This window comes from Pectobacterium brasiliense (assembly GCF_013449685.1).
Lineage (GTDB): Bacteria > Pseudomonadota > Gammaproteobacteria > Enterobacterales > Enterobacteriaceae > Pectobacterium > Pectobacterium brasiliense_A.
This window is the reverse complement of record NZ_JACDSF010000009.1, coordinates 74,866-95,735: the sequence shown is the minus strand read 5'-3', so window position 1 is coordinate 95,735 and position 20,870 is coordinate 74,866. Positions and strand designations below refer to the sequence as shown.

The 20,870-nt window shown below is 52.0% G+C and carries 16 protein-coding genes; 8 read left to right on the top strand and 8 right to left on the bottom strand.

The window, feature by feature from the left end; genetic code table 11:
- The first annotated feature begins 276 nt into the window (after positions 1 to 276).
- From H0248_RS04230 to H0248_RS04220, 3 genes are read left to right on the top strand one after another with little or no spacing between them, the layout of a single operon-like run.
- A complete protein-coding gene (locus tag H0248_RS04230; RefSeq protein ID WP_180784895.1) occupies positions 277 to 1,170 on the top strand; it encodes a formylglycine-generating enzyme family protein in 894 nt (297 codons plus the stop codon).
- Entirely contained in the window at positions 1,160 to 1,693 is a 534-nt protein-coding gene (locus tag H0248_RS04225; protein WP_180784894.1) for a carbapenem self-resistance protein CarG family protein, read from the top strand. The genes H0248_RS04230 and H0248_RS04225 overlap by 11 nt, the downstream gene beginning before the upstream one ends.
- Positions 1,690 to 2,244 carry a carbapenem biosynthesis protein CpmH gene (locus tag H0248_RS04220; RefSeq protein WP_180784893.1) on the top strand — a complete coding sequence of 185 codons (555 nt, stop codon included), beginning with the start codon at positions 1,690 to 1,692 and terminating at the stop codon, positions 2,242 to 2,244. Before H0248_RS04225 ends, H0248_RS04220 begins: the two co-directional genes overlap by 4 nt.
- A gap of 98 nt (positions 2,245 to 2,342) precedes the next feature.
- On the opposite strand, the gene H0248_RS04215 is transcribed toward H0248_RS04220, so the two are convergent.
- The 7 genes from H0248_RS04215 to H0248_RS04185 form a co-directional block, all read right to left on the bottom strand.
- Complete coding sequence (locus tag H0248_RS04215; protein WP_180784892.1) at positions 2,343 to 3,392, bottom strand: asparaginase; 1,050 nt, start codon at positions 3,390 to 3,392, stop codon at positions 2,343 to 2,345.
- Positions 3,393 to 3,694: 302 nt separating this feature from the next.
- Entirely contained in the window at positions 3,695 to 4,531 is an 837-nt protein-coding gene (kduI, locus tag H0248_RS04210; protein ID WP_010299379.1) for a 5-dehydro-4-deoxy-D-glucuronate isomerase, read from the bottom strand.
- A 12-nt stretch (positions 4,532 to 4,543) separates the two neighbouring features.
- The gene (gene kdgT, locus H0248_RS04205; RefSeq protein ID WP_180784891.1) at positions 4,544 to 5,500 is read right to left on the bottom strand and encodes a 2-keto-3-deoxygluconate transporter; all 957 of its coding nucleotides are present in this window, start codon (positions 5,498 to 5,500) and stop codon (positions 4,544 to 4,546) included.
- 353 nt (positions 5,501 to 5,853) lie between these two features.
- On the bottom strand, positions 5,854 to 6,642 hold the full coding sequence (locus H0248_RS04200) for an IclR family transcriptional regulator (protein ID WP_180784890.1): 789 nt from the start codon (positions 6,640 to 6,642) through the stop codon (positions 5,854 to 5,856).
- 222 nt (positions 6,643 to 6,864) lie between these two features.
- Positions 6,865 to 9,198 carry a Tex family protein gene (locus H0248_RS04195; protein ID WP_180784889.1) on the bottom strand — a complete coding sequence of 778 codons (2,334 nt, stop codon included), beginning with the start codon at positions 9,196 to 9,198 and terminating at the stop codon, positions 6,865 to 6,867.
- 445 nt (positions 9,199 to 9,643) lie between these two features.
- Positions 9,644 to 11,311 (bottom strand): methyl-accepting chemotaxis protein, encoded by a 1,668-nt coding sequence (locus tag H0248_RS04190; RefSeq protein WP_180784888.1) that lies wholly within the window; start codon positions 11,309 to 11,311, stop codon positions 9,644 to 9,646.
- A gap of 335 nt (positions 11,312 to 11,646) precedes the next feature.
- Positions 11,647 to 13,362, bottom strand: a complete 1,716-nt coding sequence (locus H0248_RS04185; protein ID WP_180784887.1) for a lysophospholipid acyltransferase family protein — start codon at positions 13,360 to 13,362, stop codon at positions 11,647 to 11,649.
- Between the two features lie 351 nt (positions 13,363 to 13,713).
- Between H0248_RS04185 and H0248_RS04180 the strand changes: the two genes are divergently transcribed.
- Genes H0248_RS04180 through greB form a run of 3 tightly spaced genes read left to right on the top strand, consistent with a single transcriptional unit; the run spans position 13,714 to position 15,813 of the window.
- Positions 13,714 to 14,052, top strand: coding sequence for a helix-turn-helix transcriptional regulator (locus H0248_RS04180; RefSeq protein ID WP_039466253.1), 339 nt, complete (start codon positions 13,714 to 13,716; stop codon positions 14,050 to 14,052).
- Positions 14,042 to 15,337, top strand: coding sequence for a type II toxin-antitoxin system HipA family toxin (locus H0248_RS04175; RefSeq protein ID WP_180784901.1), 1,296 nt, complete (start codon positions 14,042 to 14,044; stop codon positions 15,335 to 15,337). The genes H0248_RS04180 and H0248_RS04175 overlap by 11 nt, the downstream gene beginning before the upstream one ends.
- Positions 15,334 to 15,813, top strand: a complete 480-nt coding sequence (greB, locus tag H0248_RS04170) for a transcription elongation factor GreB (protein ID WP_039466256.1) — start codon at positions 15,334 to 15,336, stop codon at positions 15,811 to 15,813. Before H0248_RS04175 ends, greB begins: the two co-directional genes overlap by 4 nt.
- A 63-nt stretch (positions 15,814 to 15,876) precedes the next feature.
- Here the strand turns inward: greB and H0248_RS04165 are convergent, their stop codons facing one another.
- The gene (locus tag H0248_RS04165; RefSeq protein WP_240346034.1) at positions 15,877 to 16,407 is read right to left on the bottom strand and encodes an aldolase/citrate lyase family protein; all 531 of its coding nucleotides are present in this window, start codon (positions 16,405 to 16,407) and stop codon (positions 15,877 to 15,879) included.
- Between the two features lie 250 nt (positions 16,408 to 16,657).
- Between H0248_RS04165 and H0248_RS04160 the strand changes: the two genes are divergently transcribed.
- Both H0248_RS04160 and H0248_RS04155 read left to right on the top strand, forming a co-directional pair.
- Entirely contained in the window at positions 16,658 to 18,559 is a 1,902-nt protein-coding gene (locus tag H0248_RS04160; RefSeq protein ID WP_180784886.1) for an IucA/IucC family protein, read from the top strand.
- Positions 18,560 to 18,640: 81 nt separating this feature from the next.
- Positions 18,641 to 20,839 carry a TonB-dependent receptor gene (locus H0248_RS04155; RefSeq protein ID WP_180784885.1) on the top strand — a complete coding sequence of 733 codons (2,199 nt, stop codon included), beginning with the start codon at positions 18,641 to 18,643 and terminating at the stop codon, positions 20,837 to 20,839.
- Positions 20,840 to 20,870 lie beyond the last annotated feature (31 nt).

Genomic DNA, 20,870 nt, shown 5'->3' with positions numbered 1-20,870 from the left:
TACACAGAATGATTTACAGGGTCCTGACCCCCGTTACGCCCGCGCCTGCGGCATCAAAAAACCGGTCATTCCTCTGTATTGAGCAACTTGCCAATCAGCGCAGATCTATTTATAAAGTCTTTCGAATTTTGCTTTTTGCTCCATTGAATGATGGTTTCAGAGTCATCCTTTCGTCTTCACTCAGAAAGTCTGGCTTTTCACTCCATTCCTAATGTCTACTTCTGCAATACATCATCAGACGACCTAATTCCTTTAATTCACGCAACATGGATAGTTATGTTTAAGCACTGTTTTATCTTTTTAGGGTTGTGTTTAGGACTACCGTTTACCCCCGCCAATAGCACACCTCTTCCTGTTACGGATGTTAAGTCCATCGGCCTTGCAGAAATAATCGTCAACGGCGGCAATTTCTATGTTGGCTCTATCTTTGGTTCCGAGGACTACGCCGCTCATGCCAACACGTCTATCGCGTCTTTTGCCATCACGAAAACGGAAATCACCTATCAGCAATACCATGCTTTGCTGGAGTGGGCTGATGCGCACGGTTATCAGCTCAGCGGTGGTTGTAACGGTGCCACCTTTGAGGATTGCCTGCCGCCTGAACAGGACGACGGCCTTCATCCTGTCACGAATGTATCTTGGTGGGATGCGGTGATTTTTGCCAATGTGCTCAGTAAACGGCAGCAACTACAGCCCTATTACCTCACGCTTGACGGTAAGGCGCTGAAGCGCGTGCCGGAGAACGATAACGACAAACTCATACGTGAGAACCCACAAGCGTCGGGTTACCGCTTGCCGACGCTGGCAGAATGGCAGATTGCGGCCAGAGGTGGGAAGAAGGGGCTGGCGGATGCCACTTACGGTCAGCGCTATGCGGGCAGCGAACAGCCGGATAGCGTGGCGCATTTCCCTTCAGACTCACCATCGTTTGGCACGGTGCCTGTGGCCTCGAAGCGTCCCAATGCTCTGGGGCTTTACGATATGAGTGGCAATGTGTCCGAGTGGCTGAATGAGTCTTATGTGGTGGAAGGCGGTAAAACCATGTATTACTTTTGCGGCGGAAGTTATCTGGAACGCACGCACAGTCTTGCTAGCTGCGACCTGCACACGCCCGGTTTTTTCATGCCAGATATTGGTTTTCGATTAGTAAGGACACTTGATGGTCAATAAATTCATAGGGTGGCTGGCGCTCTGTGCTATTAGCAGCACGGCCGCTGCACTCTCTCCTGTGGCATTGAAAGACGGCATCAATCGCGTGGATCTCAATCAGGACGGTGAGCAAGACTATGTTGTCGTGGCGCAGTTTGACAACAATACCTCGCATCCTAATCTCGGGATGACCTTTTTTGTCCGCCGTCCAGACGGTGGGCATAGCATCATGCCGGTAGCCAACAGTAATACGTTTACCTGGTTCGACTATCGCCTGTCCGCTGCGGCGGATTTTTTGGTGCAGGACAACCAACTGTTCCTGTCTGGAGGTCGTTACTTTCTGGTCTCGGCAAGGAAGGAAGGGGAAAACGCATTTGATCCTGCAAAAGTGATTTTGACGATTTACGGTTTCCATTCGTCGCAAGACGATCCGGGCGTGCCACTTTATGAATGGTCGGAGCGCAAGCGTGTGGTAACACAAGATACCTACCAATCGGTCGATGAGGCCTACCAGGAAGTGGATGAGGCGATGCTGGCAAAATGAAAACATCGTTATTAATCGCATTCGGGCTATTGGCATCCTTCGGGGCGTGGGCGCAGCTCAGTGAGCAGGATTACCTGCAACGCGTACAGGCGTTTTTTGATGCAGAACCGCCGCTGTGCTTAGGCGAGAAGCAGTGGCCGGTTCATAGTCCTAAAGGTGATTCTCCCTGGAATCGTGGACGGTTGCACACGCTGGTGGAAGCGGGATTGGCATACGCGACGCCTGAAGGAGCAGGAAAGATATATCGGTTATCGCCTGTCGGTGAGAAGAATTGGCGTCAATATGGCGATTTGTGTTACGGCCGCATGCAGGTGAGTCGCATTGAGAAAATCGATCGTGTAAATCAGGAATTGACGGTGGTGTATTTCACTTACCATCTGACACCGTTGGAAAATTGGGCTCATAACCGTTCGTTACGCTTTGCCTTTAGTGAGTTGGATAATCTTGTCGGTGGAATGGAAACCACGCGTTATTCGGCGACGATTCGTGAGACGTTGGGTGGGGCGGCCAAATTGCAGGATTATCCCGTGCCGGTAGAGCTGGATTACTAACTCGATCTTGGTGAAAATAATTCGTTGTTTTGAAAAGGTATCCCGACAGGTTCGCACTGCGGGATACTTTATTAATTTGTGACTGTCTAACCCCGCGATTACTGCTCGAAATAGCTGCGGATTTTCTCGATATCGTCGCCGTTAGACAACGCCAGAGAGAGCAGAATGCGGGCTTTCTGCGGGTTGTAGAATCCACTGCCTATCGCACCGTCTTTCTTCTTATCCGTTACATAACCGCTGCCAGTACGTGTGCTGATCACCACTGGAATGCCTTTCGCTACCGCTTTTTTGATGTCTTCTTTGATTCGCGTAGGCGTCGCGCCGTTGCCGCTACCCGCGATGATAATGCCTTTTGCGCCCTGTTCAATGGCGGCATTCAGCAGACCACTGTCTTGATCCTGATAGCTGTAGAGAATGTCGACCTTCGCCAGCGTGTCCTTATTGCTTACGTCAAAGAACGGTTTGTTTTCGGGGGCAGCAGGCTGGTAAAAGAAGCGCGGAACGCCGCCGTAGAATGCGCCCAGATAGCCTTGTTCATTGGCTTTGAACGTGTCCAGTGCCGTGGCATTGGTTTTTGTGGTGTAGAAGGCGGAGCCGATGCGATCGTTCAGCAACACCAGTGCGCCGCGTTTTTCCGCGTTCTTGCTGGTTGCCAGCGTGACGGCTTCCAGCAGGTTCATAGGGCCATCTGCACTGATGGCAGTGGCGGGACGCATCGCGCCAACGATAACCACCGGTTTCTCACTTTTTACCGTCAGATCCAAAAAGAACGCTGTCTCTTCCAACGTATCGGTGCCGTGAGTCACAACGACGCCGTGCGTGTTTGCATCGCTTAACTGTTTGTTAATCGCTTTGGATAGCTTTAACAGAATCGCTTGATCGATATTTCCGCTGGCGGTATTGGCGATCTGCTCGCCTGTCACCGTAGCGACATCGCCAATAGCTGGTACAGCGTTCAATAATTCCTGGATGCCGATAGCGCCTGCTTTATAACCTGTCGTCGCTGTATTGGATTCTGCCTTCCCGGCAATGGTGCCACCGGTAGCGTAGATAGTGACGCCAGGTTTGACGTCATCGGCCAGCAGCGCATGAGATGACAGCATCAGACAAGCGGCAGTGATGGTGCGGGCGATAAATGAGAGTTGCATTGGCAGGTCCTTGTTTTTTGGTATGGGAATACAAGAACAAAAGCAACTTCTGTACCAATGCTTATTTATCTATTACCCTGCTAATTAATCACGGAGAGTCTTTGCTTTGGTGCACGGCGTGGGGCGCTGGCGGCCGTATTGCACTGCAATGGTGAGCACGGTGGCAGTGAATGGGATGAGGGAAACCTGTGCCGATAATCTTGAATGACGCCATTCGAGGTCTTACCGACGCGGTATAAAAAACAGGGTGAACGTGGTTCACCCTGCTGCATTTTACTGTCTTGGCGTGACGCCAGAGGGGATTAGCGTAAATCCAGCATCGCGATATGGTCCATATCGTCAAACGTCAGGTTTTCGCCGATCATGCCCCAGATAAAGGCGTAGTTTTTGGTGCCGACGCCGGTGTGAATCGACCAACTCGGGGAGATCACGGCCTGCTCGTTATGCATCACCAGATGGCGCGTTTCATGCGGTTCACCCATCATATGGAAAATAATGGTGTCTTCCGCCATATCAAAATAGAAGTACACTTCCATTCTGCGCTCATGGGTATGCGTCGGCATGGAATTCCAGTTGCTGCCTTCCGCCAGACGCGTTAACCCCATGCTCAGTTGGCAAGTTTCCACCACTTCCGGCACCAGATATTTGCAAATCGTCCGCTTGTTGCAGGTTTTGACGTCGCCCAGTGGTGCTTTGATCGCGTCATCCTGTGTAATGATGCGTGTCGGGAAAACGGCATGTGCTGGTGCGCTGTTGTAATACAGTTTCGCAGGCTTGGCGCTGTCCAGGCTGCTGAACGCTAAGGCTTTCGCCCCCTTGCCGACATAGAGCGCTTCCTCATTGCCAACTTCATAGCTTGTGCCGTCGATGACGATTTTTGCCGGGCCGCCAATATTGATCAGCCCCAGCTCGCGACGCTCAAGAAAATAGTTCACGCCAAATTGTTTGCCGATGCCGTCATCAAACGTTATCTCGCCATCCACCGGCATGATCCCGCCCACTACGATACGGTCGATGTGGCTGTAGGTCATGGTGTATTGGTTTGGCGTAAATATCTGCTCAATAAGAAATTTCTTTCTCAGCTCAGTGGTATCAAGCGTTTTCGCATGTTCACTGTGTACACTTTGTCGTACGTCCATTTTGTTACCTTCTTATGCGTGTTTAGGTGAAAAGCGTTTTGCCCATAATGCCGTGATGATGGGCACCAATACTGATGTCACGATCACACTGGTGGCGACTAACGCTGTTGCCTGTTGAGCGACCGGCGCGAATTCCGGAGCCATATTCGCGATCAATAGAGGCGTGGCGACGGCGGCACCCGCGCTGCTGGATGCAGCCACACCTGCGGTTCCATTACCACCGCCGATAAATTTATCCGCCAGAATCAACGGGATACCTGTAACAACAATCACCAGCAGACCGAGGAAGAGTCCGGTGAAGCCCGTCTTGAGGATCACTGATAAATTAATGGTGTTACCTAACGCAAAGGCAAAGAAAGGAATCAGTGTTTGTACTGAATTACCGAACAGCTTTCTCAAGTCCGGGTCTAGGTTGCCCAATGCAAAACCAATCAGGAAAGGCAGAACGGCACCGACAAATAACTGAGGTTCAAAGGTAGCGATACCGCTGGCACCCAGAATGACCATGGTCATCAACGGGCCGGATTCCAGAGACATCAGTACGAAGGCACCCGCTTCTTCTTTCGAACCGTATTGGTTCATCAGTGCAGCGTACAAACCGCCGTTAGTCATGTCCATTGCCGCAACCAGCGCTAGCACGGAGATCCCAGCCAGCATGCCGTTTTGGATGCCGTCACCCGGCAGGAACGTGCCCGCGATCAGCGCCACAACCCAGGCCGTGGCGATTTTGGTGACCACCAGAACGCCTGATTTTCTCAGCATCGTTCCCGTTGCTTTAAATTCAATGGACGCGCCCATGCAGAAAAACCATACCGCCAGAATAGGGATTGTGCCAGTAATCAGGCCGTTACTAAAAGAACCTAAGTATTTCCCAGCGCCTGGCGTAAAGGTATTACAGAGTGCGCCCAAAAAGAGCGGCACCAGCATTAATCCCCCAGGGATTTTATCAATAGCTTGTTTGATTTTCATAAAAGACCTCATTAAAAGATAAAAGCATGTTCAGCCCGCTTTCAGTGAAAGCAGATGGAGTATTGGTATAAAGTCATAAATAGGGCGGAATAAAACCCAAGGGGTTATTACCCGATTTCATTAATTAGTGAAGATGGTTGTCCCCATTATAAAATTGATAATGAATATTCTTCGTCATCTTAATGATGACTTGTGTCATATTTTTTTAGTTATAGATGGCCTTCCCGTAATGTGTATTAGCATTTACAGGTAATTATGTCGTGATATATCTGTCACGTTATTTTTTTACGTGACTATGATGAATTTCAATAAATAAAAAATTGAAATTCACTAGGTAATTTTCGATAAATATATTATCTGATATCAATATTCCGGCTGTTAATATGAGCGGTAATCGCTTTGCTGGTTTTAATCAGGCTTGCCAGATGCTTTTCTTTTTTTCCATTCGCATATTGCGACTGCATACCGTTAACGCCAATGGCAGCGATGACTTCACCATTTTGGCCAAAGATTGGCGCGGCCATACAGCAGATCTCTTCTATATCTTCACCGTCGTCTATGGCCCAGCCCTGTTCCTTGACGATTTTTAGGTGCTGTAGGAAATCTTCTTTATTGGTAATTGTCCGAGGTGTCAAATACTCAAAGGTGCAATCGGCAATCAGTGATTCAATTCTTTCCTGTGGTAGCCAGGCGACGAGCACTTTCCCCAAAGACATACGATTAAATACAATTTTCTTACCTTCCCATGATGTTTTTACGATGGCCTTGGGGGATTCGACTTTACTCAGGAAGAAACCGTTATCGCCGTCCATAATACCAAGATGGCAGGTCAGTTCTGTCTCTTTGACTAATTCATGCATAAAGTTAATCGTGTCTTTACGCAGATCAATATTCTTTATTACCAAACCGCCAAGCTCAAACAGTCTCAATCCCAAAACATAACGACCGTCAGCGCGCTGACGTAACAATTGCGTCACCACCAGCACTTCCAGTAGATGATGTACGCTGCTTTTGGGTATAGACAAATCAGTGCAAATCTCAGTGAAGCTGGCTTCGTCATGTTTGGCGATGTAGTCAATAATCATCACTAAACGGACGGCTGCCGGCGCTTTACTGTGTTCGAGCTGTTGGAATATATTCATTTTGTTCTATATATAAAACTATGGTTTCCTATATAGAACAATAATAACGCAACGGTAATTTATTTACCTAGATGCAGATCACAAAATAATCGCGAAATGGTTGAATATTTCAATATAAATAAAACGTAGTTTTATTAGGGAAACAAAATGGCAGTATTTTGGCAGGAAAGATGCCTGACCTCGTAAATAAGGTCAGGCATGATTTAAATGACAGAACGGCGGTTAGCGCTTTTTAAAGGCGGCGGCCAGCGCATCGCCCATCGCGCTGTTGCCAGCGGCAGGGGCGCTAGCGGGGCGAGGACGTGATTTACCGGCTGGCTGACGCGATGAAGTATTGCTATCGCTACGCGCATTGCCACCGCCACGGCGTGATGCGGTGTCGCCCGGCTGTTCATCAAGGCGCATGGTCAGCGCGATACGCTTACGTTGCAGATCCACTTCCATCACTTTCACTTTGACGATATCGCCGGCTTTCACGACCTTGTGCGGATCGTCAACGAAATGGTCGGCCAGTGATGAAATGTGTACCAAACCGTCCTGATGGACGCCGATATCTACAAACGCACCAAAGTTGGTGACGTTGGTGACGGCACCTTCCAGAATCATGCCTGGCAGGAGATCGTTTAAGGTTTCCACGCCGTCGGCGAAGCTGGCGGTTTTGAACTCAGGACGTGGATCGCGACCCGGTTTTTCCAGCTCTTTGATGATGTCGGTTACCGTCGGCACGCCGAAACGCTCATCGGTGAAATCCGACGGTTTCAGGTTACGCAGCGCATTGGGGTTCCCCATTAGCTCCTGCAACGCCTGCTCGGTCGCGGCCAGAATACGTTCCACGATCGGATAGGCTTCCGGGTGAACGGTAGAGGCATCCAGTGGGTTGTTGCCGTTGTTGATGCGCAGGAAGCCCGCACACTGTTCAAAGGCTTTTGGCCCCAGACGGCTGACTTTCAGCAGCTGTTCGCGATTGTGGAAGCGGCCATTCTCATCACGCCAGGTCACAATATTTTGCGCCATCATGCGCGTGAGTCCGGCGACACGGGTTAGCAGCGCCACGGACGCGGTATTCAGATCAACACCGACGGCGTTTACGCAGTCTTCGACCACCGCATCCAGTTTCTTCGCCAGCAGACTTTGGCTTACGTCATGCTGATACTGACCCACGCCGATGGATTTCGGGTCGATCTTCACCAGCTCCGCCAGCGGATCCTGCAAACGACGGGCGATAGAGACTGCGCCGCGCAGCGAGACATCCAGATCGGGGAATTCCAGCGCCGCCAGCTCGGACGCGGAGTACACCGACGCGCCGGCTTCGCTGACGATCACTTTCTGTGCTTTGATATCCGGGAACTGTTTCTGCGTGTCGAGGAAGAAGCGTTCGGTTTCACGCGATGCAGTACCGTTACCAATCGCCACCAGCTCAACCTGATGTTTGAGGCACAGTGCGGCGATGATCGGAGCGGCTTTCGCTGCCTGACCGGTATGCGGATAAATCGTATCGGTCGCGACCAGCTTGCCGGTGGCATCCACCACCGCGACTTTTACACCAGTACGCAGGCCGGGATCGAGACCCATGGTGGCGCGCATGCCCGCCGGAGCGGCCATCAGCAGGTCGTGCATGTTACGGGCGAAAACGTTGATCGCCTCGTCTTCCGCTTTCTCACGCACGCTGCCCATCAATTCAGTTTCAAGGTGCAGCAGCACTTTAATGCGCCACGTCCAGCTAATGACGGCGCGTCGCCAGCTGTCCGCTGCCGCATTCCCCAAACGCAGGTTCAGGTGGTCGATAATAATCTGTTCGCAGTAGCTCTCACGCGGCGCTTCTTCGTGCTGCGGATCGGCGTTCAGCGCCAGTTGCAGCACGCCTTCGTTACGGCCACGGAACATGGCCAGTGCGCGGTGTGAAGGCACCTGAGCAATCGGTTCATGGTGATCGAAATAATCGCGGAATTTCGCGCCTTCTTCCTCTTTCCCTTCCACGACGCGGGAAACCAGATGGGCGTTTTTCCACAAATAGTGACGCACTTTTGCCAGCAGCGTGGCGTCTTCGGCAAAGCGTTCCATCAGGATGTAACGTGCGCCGTCCAATGCGGCTTTCACGTCCGCTACGCCTTTCTCGGCATCGACATAAGCCTGTGCCGTCAGTTCCGGATCCTGGCTCGGGTCTTGCCACAGGCCGTCGGCCAGCGGTTCCAGACCGGCTTCAATCGCGATCTGCCCACGCGTGCGGCGCTTCGGTTTATACGGCAGATAGAGATCTTCCAGCTCGGTTTTGCTCAGCGTACCGTTAATGGCGGTGGCGAGCTGCGGGGTTAGTTTCCCCTGTTCGTCGATGGATTTCAGAATAGTCTGGCGTCGGTCTTCCAGTTCACGCAGGTAGCCGAGGCGCGTTTCGAGCTGGCGCAACTGGGTGTCATCCAGCCCGCCGGTCACTTCTTTACGGTAACGGGCGATAAAAGGGACGGTGTTTCCTTCGTCCAGCAGGCGGACGGCGGCGTCTACCTGCTCCGTACGCGCCTGCAATTCGCTGGCGATGATGTGGCTTAATGAATCATTCATAGGTCTGATATCAGTCGTCATCAAGTTAGTGGAGTAAATAAGTAGTGGAATTAAGTAGTGAGTGAAACAAGTGAGGACAGTTATACGGATTGAGCGTGCAAAATGCCAGCCGCCGCCGTCTGGAGAACGCGGATGATCTCGCGTTGTTCAGTGCAACAAAATTTACCTACCGTCGGCAGCACGATCGGCTGGATTGCGCATTGGGATGAGATGCACAGGTAGGAAGAGGTCAACATCTATCGTCCGCGCCAAATGTATACTGGGCAGCCGTATCGGGGCTATATTTCTCAAAAGTACGGAGCGTTCTGACAAGATTGATCGTTTAGTAAAGGTTTTTTTCCAAAAAATAAAATAATTTCCAAAAATATTCTAAATGGGAATCCTGATGTAATTGTCACCATGATGCCTATGTCATGACATCATGGTGATCACGGGTAGGATAAGCCTAGAATTTTTCCCAGTTATCCTGTGCGTTGCCGGCCGGCGCGAGCGCTAAACGAGTCGGCTGGGCTTTCTTCGCCGTCGGCGCTGGGCGTGCTGCTGGCGTGCCTCGCAGATGGAAATGGTTCATAAGCGTCACCAGATGAGAGGACTGCTCGCGCAGGCTGGTTGCCGCATTGGCGGATTCTTCTACCAGCGTCGCGTTCTGCTGAGTGACCTGATCGAGTTGGTTCACCGCATCATGAATTTGCGAAATACCGGATTCCTGCTCCTGTGTTGTCGTCCCGATCTCGCTGATTAAATCTGCTACGCTGCGTGCCTGACGTACCAGCTCATCAATGGTGCTTCCGGTGTCTTCAACCAGACGATTTCCCGCTTCCACCTTTTCGACGCTGGTATTGATCAGTAACGCGATCTCTTTAGCGGCGGAGGCAGAACGCTGCGCCAGCGAGCGTACTTCCCCAGCCACCACGGCGAAACCGCGACCTTGTTCACCTGCGCGTGCGGCTTCGACCGCCGCATTCAGCGCCAGAATATTGGTCTGGAAGGCGATGCCATCAATGACGCTAATAATGTCGCGGATTTTGTGTGAACTGGTGGAGATCTCTTTCATCGTAATGACCATGTTACTGATGGCATCACCGCCCTTGGCCGCCGTTGTACTGGCCTGGCTGGCAAGTTGAGTGACGCTACGCACGGTATGCGCATTCTGACGAATTGCCTGGCTCATTTGCTCCATTGAGGCGGCCGTTTGTTGCAGGCTGGCGGCCTGTTCTTCTGTACGCTGGCTCAGGTTTTCGCTGCCTGCGGCGATTTGGCTGGAACCGGACGCGATGGCTTCGCTGCTCTGTCGCACTTGCTCGACGATATCACCCAGGTTATGACTCATGTGATGCATGGTGGCTAATAGGCTGCTGTGGTCATTCGGCTTGATATTGATATCGACGGCCAGATCGCCATCGGCCACCTGCTGGGCAACGTGGGTAGCGTAGAGCGGTTCGCCTCCTAGTTGGTTTTTCAGCGTGCGGGTAATCAGCCAGGCCACGACCGCGGCCATCGCGGCAGCGGCAAGCGCGAGAATCAGCATAATGACGCTGCCGGAGTGCGCATCCTGCTGCGCCCCGCTGACAATCTCGTTGGTATCCTGCTGCTGTGATGCCATCATCGCGTCCAGCACGTTAAACAGTGCGTTTTGTGCCGTCTGCATCTCATTGAGAATAATAGCGTTACCTTGCAGACGCTGCTGTGGATCGGTGGATTGTACCAATTCCATCGCTTTCAAAAAGGCTGCAAGGTAGGGCGGGCGGGTGTCCTGAAACTGTTTCAGCAGCGCGCGGGTGCCTTCGGTATCAAGCTGTTGCCCCAGCTTTTTCAGGTTGGCGGTATTGCGGGCGATTTGCTCGTCGACGAACTGCTTTTCCTGCCTGATTTGTGCAGGGTCAGTGCTAATTGCAATGTTGCGAATCAGGCGAGCATTAGCATCAAAACCAGCTTTAACTTCCTGAATCAATAACATATTCGCCAACGTGGTGCCGGAAAGCCGATTGATGTCGTTACCCAGTCCAACCAGTTGGAGTCGTCCGAAGAATGCCACCATCAAGCTGATCATGATAACCAGAGTAAATCCCATTCCTAGCATATTACCGAGTTTGATTCTGTTCAGCATATTCATAAACATCCTTAATTTTTTGACATGCTATGAAGGCACAGCGGAGGGAGCTTGCTATCGTAATCGATGCAAGTAATGACAAGGTTTTATTGCCATAAAATTTGTTTCTGGGATACATCGTCGACTCCCGTATTTAAAAATGTATAGATAAGAATATCTTCAATATCGGCAAGAAAAGCGTTCGGTTGATCACGTAAATTACGGCAAGTGGGATTTCGTATAAAATGTGTGATCTGAGAGACAAAATGCGTGTGGGTATGGCGTTGGCGAATGGGAATAATGAGAAAAACGTGGGAGAGTAGTGCGTTAACCCCTTTAGACGTTAACGCACCGATCAATCAAGAAACGCTGTCGCTGGTAAAAGGGGCGATATAGCGCTGATAACGTGATTCTTTCAGCTGTTGCAGATCGACTAGCACCAGACCGTCGATGCAGTTATTGAAGTCGGGATCGATGCCAAAGTCGATAAACCGCACGCCGCCCGGCTCACACAGTTCCGAATACTGTTTGTAGAGCGTGGGGATCGCGCAACCCATGTTGCTGAGCATGCTTTTCAATCGCGTGAGATCTTGCTGGTAGTCCGTTCCTTCAAACTGTTTCAGCACGTCAGGCAGCGAGGCTGGATAAGGGCGACGCGATGTAGCCAGCGGCTGATCGGGCGTGAAGTGCAGGCGATAAAACGCAACCAGCAAATCGCGCGCATGCGGCGGCAACGTACCGGAAAGCGACACCGGACCGAACAGGTAGCGGTGTTTCGGATAGCGCGCCAGATAGGCTCCGATACCCAGCCAGAGATAATCCAGCCCGCGTTTACCCCAGTATTTGGGCTGAATGAAACTGCGTCCCAGCTCAATGCCTGATGCCAGTATCGGATCCATTTCGTCGCCGTAGTGGAACAGACTGTGGCTGTAGAGGCCGCTTTTCCCTTTTTCTGCGATCAAACTGGCCGTTGAGACAAAGCGATAGGCACCGACAATCTCCAGCTCGCGGTCATCCCACAGGATCAGGTGCAAATAGTCATCGTCATAGCTGTCCAGATCGCGACGTTGGCCGGATCCTTCACCCACGGCCCGGAAGGCGATTTCGCGCAGGCGTCCGAGTTCACGCAGCAGCGGCACGTAATCTTCCTCACCGCGTCGATACAGATAGACAAGCTTGCCATCCGGCGTGGTACCCAGCGTTTCGCACGCTGACAGCGCGCGCTTCAGCAGCACGCGATCTTCGGCCAGCGCAATGGGTTTTTCACCGGTAAAACAGCCGGGCTTTCCTTGCCCCAAGCGATAAACGTGACGGCGGAAACGAGCCGCCAGATCGTTAGCGTTCCAGTCACCCTGACTCCAGGACGCATAGGGAATTCTGGCACCGATACGCAGCTTGAGGGTTTGATCGCGCTGACCAAACATCTCTCTCACCAGCAGGAGCGTGGAGAGCGGGCGATAAACCATGGAAGAGAGATAGAACAGCGCACTGTTGCGTCCGCCGATATGAATCGGAACCACGGGCGCGCGGGCTTTGCTCGCCATGCGGATAAATCCGTTGTGCCAGTGACCGTCGCGAATACCTTGCAGGCTGGCGCGTGAAACCTCACCCGCGGGGAAGACGATAATCGCGCCGTCGCCTTCCAGATGCTGCTGGATGGCGCTGATTTGCTGGCGTTTGGTGCGGTTATTGAAGTTATCGACGGAAAAAAACAGATTTTTGAGCGGGGCGACATAAGAGAGTAGCTGGCTGGCGACGATGCGGACGTCGGGCCTGACGCTGGCGACGGTACGCAGTAGCGCCAGACCGTCCAGTGAGCCAATGGGGTGGTTGGCAACCAACACCACCGGCCCCTGACTGGGGATGTTTTCTAAATCCCCTTCGACCATTTCACAATTGAGGTTGAAGTAGTCAAGAATCTGTTCGACCAGATCTAAGCCTTTCAGATGCGGGTAACGCCGCGCAAATTGGTGCATTTCATTTTCAAATAGCAGAGAACGCAAAACCGTTTTCTGCCAGGGTGGCGTATGGCGATGCGGGGCAAGATCTTGCAGAATGGCGTCTAAGCTAAACATAAATCGTTCTCCGTAGCTCTCCGTGGCTAAAAGTACGGGATAGAAATGACATATTTATGTCTGTTGATAGATTATTAGCCAAAACTGTAAATCTGTGTAATGAACGCGCGATTTTTGCGTGTTATTACCAACCCAGCCTGCCGATTAGCTGTGGAAAAAGCGCGCTAGGACAGGTTTTTTACCGCTGTTATTCAATGCAGGGGGGGCGTGTTTCATTAATAAGGCATAGCTTAAAAATATGACCTATTAATAGAACAGCAGTCTTGTGTTTCCTTCATTACAGACGCATCATGTTCTATAAATAGGTGTTAGGTATGTGTTATGCCCCATTAATGGAACAGGAATATAGCGATGGCGAAACCTTCTGCTCGAACATATTCTCGCTACAGCCGTGACGCAGCTCGTTTACTCGGGTTGATGCTTCGCAGCGCGAGGATCGAACGTAATATGACAGTGGAAGAATTAGCTGAACGGGCAGGCGTATCACGAGGCTTGGTCTATCGTGCAGAGGAAGGAGACATGGGATGCTCAATTGGCGCAGTTTTCGAGCTGGCTACTCTTGTTGGTGTCCCTCTTTTTACCGCAGACCAATCCGCAATGGCACTTCATATTGCCAGCACGGAGAAAACACTTTCTCTTCTACCGCGTGCTGTACATCCTTCCAAGAAGGTCGTGAATGATGACTTCTGATAACGCTGTCGACAAAGCCTATGTATGGATCTGGTTGCCTGATGCGACGAAGCCCGTTGTGGCCGGTTTATTGAGCCGGGACGGCGACCGACTCATTTTCAATTATGGTCGTCACTATCTGGAGCGAAAAGACGCGATCCCTATCTATGAACCTGAACTGCCGTTAATGCGTGGTGCTATCCCGCCAGCAGCGGGCCTATGGCAGGCGAGTGCATTACGCGATGCCGCACCTGACGCATGGGGACGCAGGGTCATCCTTAATCGACTTATGGGTGTCAGAGGCAGAGGGGCGGATAGCAGTACGCTGGATGAATTGACATACCTGCTTGAGTCCGGTTCAGACAGAATTGGCGGGCTCGATTTTCAGGCATCACCGACAGAGTATGTTCCGCGTTCAGCTCAAAATGCGTCTATTGAAGAGTTGATGCTTGCGGCAACCATGGTAGAAAACGGTGTCTTGTTGACGCCTGAGCTTGATCAAGCACTTTTTCATGGGAGTTCGTTGGGTGGCGCTCGGCCGAAAGCAATGATTGAAGATGAGAGCCATAAGTTTATCGCAAAATTTTCATCCTCAACGGATACCTACAACGTCGTTAAGGCTGAATACATTGCGATGCGGCTGGCTGCGAGTGTTGGTTTAAATGTGGCTCCGGTGCACTTTCGGCAGACGGCGGGGAAGGACGTGATTCTGATAGAACGTTTTGACCGTATGAAAGTAGAAGGTGGCTGGAAACGTAGGCTGATGGTCTCTGCACTGACGCTTTTCGGCCTTGATGAAATGATGGCGAGATATGCGAGCTACGAAGAATTCTCGGACATCATTCGGCAACGTTTCGACGAACCGAAAGCGACGCTGCGTGAGCTGTTTGGCCGTCTGAGCTTCAATATCATTTGCGGAAACACCGACGATCATGCCCGAAACCACGCAGCATTCTGGGATGGCCGCGCACTAAAGCTGACACCAGCCTATGATATCTGCCCGCAGAACCGGGCGGGTAACGAGGCGACTCAGGCAATGTTGATCGCTGGCGAAAACAGGATGAGCAATTTCGCTGTCTGTCTGGCAGCTGCACCTAAATTTCTGCTGGGTGAAGCTGAAGCCATTGAGATCATCATGCATCAAATAGAAACGGTGCGAGCATGCTGGGAAAGCATCTGCGATGAAGTCGAATTGAGTGAAGTGGATCGTAAGCTGTTTTGGGGGCGGATGTTTCTCAACCCTTTTATTTTTGAAGGTACGCCGGACAGCTTACGCACTAAGAGCCTAACGGGGTTACTGACTTGAAAACCAATCTGATTACCCGCGAGGGGTATGACAAACTTCGGGCAGAGCATGACCATCTCTGGAATGTAAAGCGCCCGGAAATTACGAAAATTGTCTCCTGGGCTGCGAGCCTGGGGGATCGTTCAGAAAATGCGGATTACACCTATAACAAGCGTTTATTGCGCCAGATCGACAGGCGTGTGCGCTACCTGAGAAAATGCCTGACGGAATTGAAAATCGTTGATTATTCGCCGCAGCAGGATGGCAGCGTATTCTTTGGCGCCTGGGTAGAGATCGAGAATGAACAAGGTGAGGTGAAGCGTTTTCGGATTGTCGGCCCGGACGAGATCTACGGTGACAATAAAGACTATATTTCGATCGATTCCCCGATGGCGCGCGCCATGCTGAAAAAAGCGGTTGATGAGGAGTTCACCGTGAACACGCCAGACGGCCCGCGCGAGTGGTTTGTTAATTCGATTGAGTACGTTAAGCCATAAGCGGCCCGGCAGCGGCACGCAGTGGACATTTGCATGTGTGCGACATTCCGTGCAAACGCACTTTTACTGAGGAAAAATATCCCTCTTTTGCGAGCTATCGGCGCAACGGGCTGAGTCATCTCCCTCTGCTGCGCCAATCTCTTCTGCATGATGTAACCCCTGCGCGGTTTCAATTATCGCAATAATATGAATCGCTTCCGATCTATTCCGATTTATCATTTCCCGCGCATCATGCAGCATTTCTGCGGATTCTATTTTAGGTAAAACAATTTCCCGTCTGGCTGTTTTATGTTTGGATAGGGTGTTATTTCTTAATTTTTCTTTATGATCAAGTCTATTCAGAAACTCGATATCTTCACTGAATTCCACTGAACCAAATTTGTTTAAACGTATATATCTTTTGCAATTTATTTCAGAGACGGCCGTATCACTTTTATCCCATTGGAGAATATTTTCTCTAGCCTGGTTTTTTTCATCAGGATGAACAGCATCTTCTAAATCAAATATCACGGCATCGGCACTGCAGCAGACGGCTTGTTGAAAGCGGTGGGGCGCATTACCAGGCACAAAGAGATAGGTTTTAGCGTGTTCCATGCTGCTCTCCTTCTGTTAATTCATTGATTAAAAGCAGTTTTATTAAAATCAAATGCATTAATTGCGAATAAGAATGATAGCTATTTACATTGCGGTGGTTAATATGCTAGCTTTCCGTTCATTATTTTTCAATCCATCTATCACGACATTTTTATTACGTTTCGGGACGTGTTAACCCGAGACTTAACGACACCCTTTTATACGTTACTGCAATCGGTTTTTACTTGTTTTATCGGTATGAGGAGTGGTTATGAATATCAAGGTTGACGAAATTAAACACAGGGATATACATCAGGATGTAGATGATTTTCTCTCTGATTACTCAAATAAAAACGCGTTAAGGCGATTGATTCGCTGCTTTTTCGCAGAAGGGATTGTGAATAAAAATGACCTGATATTTATTGAGGGTAATTCCAGGGCAGCAACGCTGGCTTTGCAGGGTGGCAAAGGGATATTGAAATTTGATGATATTTCGCCAGCACCGGCAAACACCTATATTAATAATGGAAATATTTATCTCATTCATTCAGATGGAACGTCTTTTCCCGTTACCAGCCACGAGCGATTGATTGATTTACTTCGCGACAATTTCGATTTTCATCCTGACGAGAGCGGCATCCGTGGCCTGAAGAAAGACGTCGGTAACAGCATTCGTAATGATACCAATGCCCGGCGCTATCGTTGCCAGTGGCGTGCTGAGGTGGCCGATGCCATGCAGCAGGACGGGCAGAACGCTTTCACGCCGTGGCTGCGTCGGCAGCTCAGCATTCGCGATGCCGCCATGTTTCTCGATCAGTGGGGATCGCTGGAAGGCCACCCTTACTACCCGACCTGGAAATCCCGCCCCGGACTGAGTGACGAAGACGTCCAGCGGCTGTCACCCGAATTTAACGCCCGCGTGCCGCTGCGTATTACCGCGCTGCGCCGCGATATGGCGTATGTGGAATCCATGCCGCACGTCGATGATTTTCATTCGTGGTTTGCTCAGGCATTCCCCGCGCTCTGGCAGGACTGGAAGCAGCGCCTGAATCAACAGGGGCTGGATGAGACGCAGTGGCTCCCGCTGCCCATCCACAGTTGGCATTTGGAAAACTGGGTGAAATCCCACTATGCGGATGAAATTGCCGAAGGGATTCTGCTTACCGACGGCCCCGATCTCATCACGCTACCGGGTATGTCGTTCCGTACCGTTTTGCCCGTTGAACCGCCTTCTTCTCCCTTCATCAAACTGCCCGTCGCCATCTGGATGACCAGCGAAATGCGCAGCCTACAGGCGAAATCCATCCACATGGGGCCACGTATCAGCACCATTATCGAAGCGATTCTGGCGCAGGAAGGCGGGTTTGAGCAGAGGCTGGCGTTTTTCCGCGAAGAGACGGCGTTCCACTACAAGCACGCAGTTCATCAGGATGACGCGCCGGGCAAACATCTCTCCGTCGTTTTCCGCGATGCTCGAATTTATGAACGCACCGACGGCGCGCTGCCCGTGACCGTTGCCACGCTGTTTACGGCACTGCCTCACTGCGACCAGCCGCTGTTCACCGAGCTGGTGACGCTGTCCGGGCTTGGCCCCGAAGCGTGGTTCCGCCAATACGTCCGCGCCGTTAGCCGGCCTGTTATCGCGATCTATCTGCTGTACGGCATCGGGCTGGAAGCGCATCAGCAGAACAGCCAGATCCTCTTTTCACCGGAAGGTGTCGCGCAGGGATTATTAATCCGTGATTTTGGCGACGGGCGCACTTATGCGCCGCTGCTGCGTCAGCGCGGTCATCACCTGCAACCCTACGTCTGGCCCGGCATTCTGCCCACGGTTTTTGAAGACGACATCGAACCCGTGCGGATGTTTGTCGTCGATGCCTGCTTTGTCAGCCACCTGCACGAACTGGCGCTGGCGCTCAGCGCGGAATACGGCTTTGCCGATGCCCAGCTGTGGCAGGTGATGAAAGAAGAAACGGCCGCAGCGTTTGACGCTGTGAAGTCGCGCGTTGATGACGAGCTGTGGCAGACCGAACGCGACATGTTTTTGACCCAGCCCTGGTATACGCGTTCGCTGCTGCGCATGCACATCCAGGAATATCGCGACTACCGGATTCAGCACGGTCTGAGCAATCCCTTCCTCATTGAAGAGGAAGAAACCCGCATCGGATCGTGATGTATGGCGATGCTCCCGCCTCACAGGCTGAAAACGGGAGCATCTTTTTCACTCCTCATTTTGAGATGGATAACTTTGTTGATGAACGCCAGGAAGAACTTCACTCCACCTACCGGGAAGACTCGTTTTCCTATTCCCTCCGCGTTGGCCATCGCCGTAACGGCGGTGCTAAGCGGCATCGCGATACCCGCGCAGTCGGCAACGGGTGAGCGCGATGATTCCACTATCGTGGTGGAAGCTAAAGACGCGGATGCCGTGCAGGGGCTGGTCGCGGGCGGCATGTCGGCGCGGTCGTCCAGCACCGGGCTGCTGGGCAAAAAGGACGTGATGGATACGCCGTTTAACGTCAGCAACATGACCTCATCGTTTATTGAAAATAAACAGGCACAGACGCTGGGGCAGGTGGTCGCGCATGACGCATCGGTGCGGGTGAGCAGTGCTCAGGGCGGTCTGCTGGATTCCTACTACATTCGCGGTTTTCCACTCAATGAAGGAAACCTGAGCGACATTGCCATGAACGGCGTCTACGGTGTTGCGCCTAACTATCAGTTGATGACCGACTACATCGAGCGGGTAGAAGTGCTGAAAGGGCCGTCGGCACTGCTGTATGGGCTGTCGCCTAACAGCAGCGTGGGCGGTGTGATTAATGCCGTCACCAAACGCCCGACCACCGTCGGCAATCTGACCCGCCTCACAACCAGCTGGCAGTCTGATTCCCAACTCACACAGCATGCGGATATTTCCCGCGTCTATGCGCTGGACAATAACAATTTGCTCGGCGTGCGTTTTAACGGGAATTACGGCTACGGCGACACGGTGTGGGACGGCAGCGACAAGCGCACGCAGGTCGGCTCGCTTGGGCTGGATTTCTCCTCAGAACGCTTCCGCGCCACGTTGGATCTCATCACTCAGCACCTGAAAACCCGTGCGCCGTCTCGACCTTATTCGTTCGCGCAGGGCGTGACCGTGCCTGACGCACCGGATGGCAATAACAATATCTCTCAGCCGTGGGGATTCTGGCACTCCAAAGATCAGTCGGTGCTGCTGCATACCGAATACGATCTGGCGGATAACGTTACCTGGTTTACCGATTTAGGCGGTTCCAGCGCACACGTGAGCCGACTGTCGGAGCAGGTGCCGCAGGTCACGAATAACAACGGCGATGTGAGTTCCGACGTGAGGAATTTCCGTTTTACTACCAGTCGCTACACGCTGGCGACCGGTGTTCGCGCGGATGTGGAAACCGGATCGGTGACGCACAAGCTGTCGGCACAGACCAGCTACTATCGCGATCGCCAGGCTAGCGCTAATGTGCGAGGAACAACCATTAATTCAAATATTTATAATCCAGTTTCCTCACCCGCACAGAATATTGCTGCTCCCCCAAGCGTGTATAAGCGTTCATCCACCGCGCTGTCGGGTATCGCACTGGCAGATACGCTCGGCTTCTGGAACGATGCGCTGCAGGTTACGGGCGGGCTGCGTTATCAGCAGATCAACTCGGACAATTTCGCCGCCCCGGATGGTGGGACGCGCTCTTCTAACGACAAGAGTGCAATCACCCCGATGCTCGGGGTGGTTGTTAAACCTTGGCAGCACGTCTCACTCTATGCCAACTACATTGAAGGGCTGAGTAAAGGTGATGTTGTTAGCGATACCAGAGCAAGCAATTATGGACAGGTGCTGTCGCCGTATAAGAGCAAACAGTACGAGGCTGGGGTAAAAGTGGACGCGCTGGGGACGATCTCCACGCTAAGCGTCTTCCAGATTACCAAGCCGAGCGGCGGGTTAGCTAACGGAGCGGGTAGTGAGTTTATTGAGGCCAACGAGCAGCGCAATCGGGGTATCGAGCTGGATGTCGTCGGTTCACCGCTGGAGGATTTGCGCCTGACCGGTGGCGTGATGCTGCTGGATGCCGAGCTGACCAAAAGCGTGACGCCGGGTGCGCAGGGCAAGCGCGCGCCGGGTACGTCGCGTTTTCAGGCGAACGCTGGCGTGGAATATGATCTGCCGTTCCTGCGCGATCTGACGCTCAACGCCAACGTCACCCATAACGGAAAGCAGAACGTCAACACCATCAATACCCAGTCTATTCCTTCCTGGACCACCGTTGATCTCGGCGCGCGTTACAAGACGCGAATCTACAATGCGCCCACCACATTCCGTGCGGATGTCCTGAACGCCTTTGACCGCAATTACTGGTCTGGCGTGACGTCGTTCAGCACGGTATCGCAAGGAACGCCGCGGACGCTGATGCTGTCCGTCGCGGTTGATTTCTAAGGATAGGTATTTTTCAGGAACCGAACGTTAA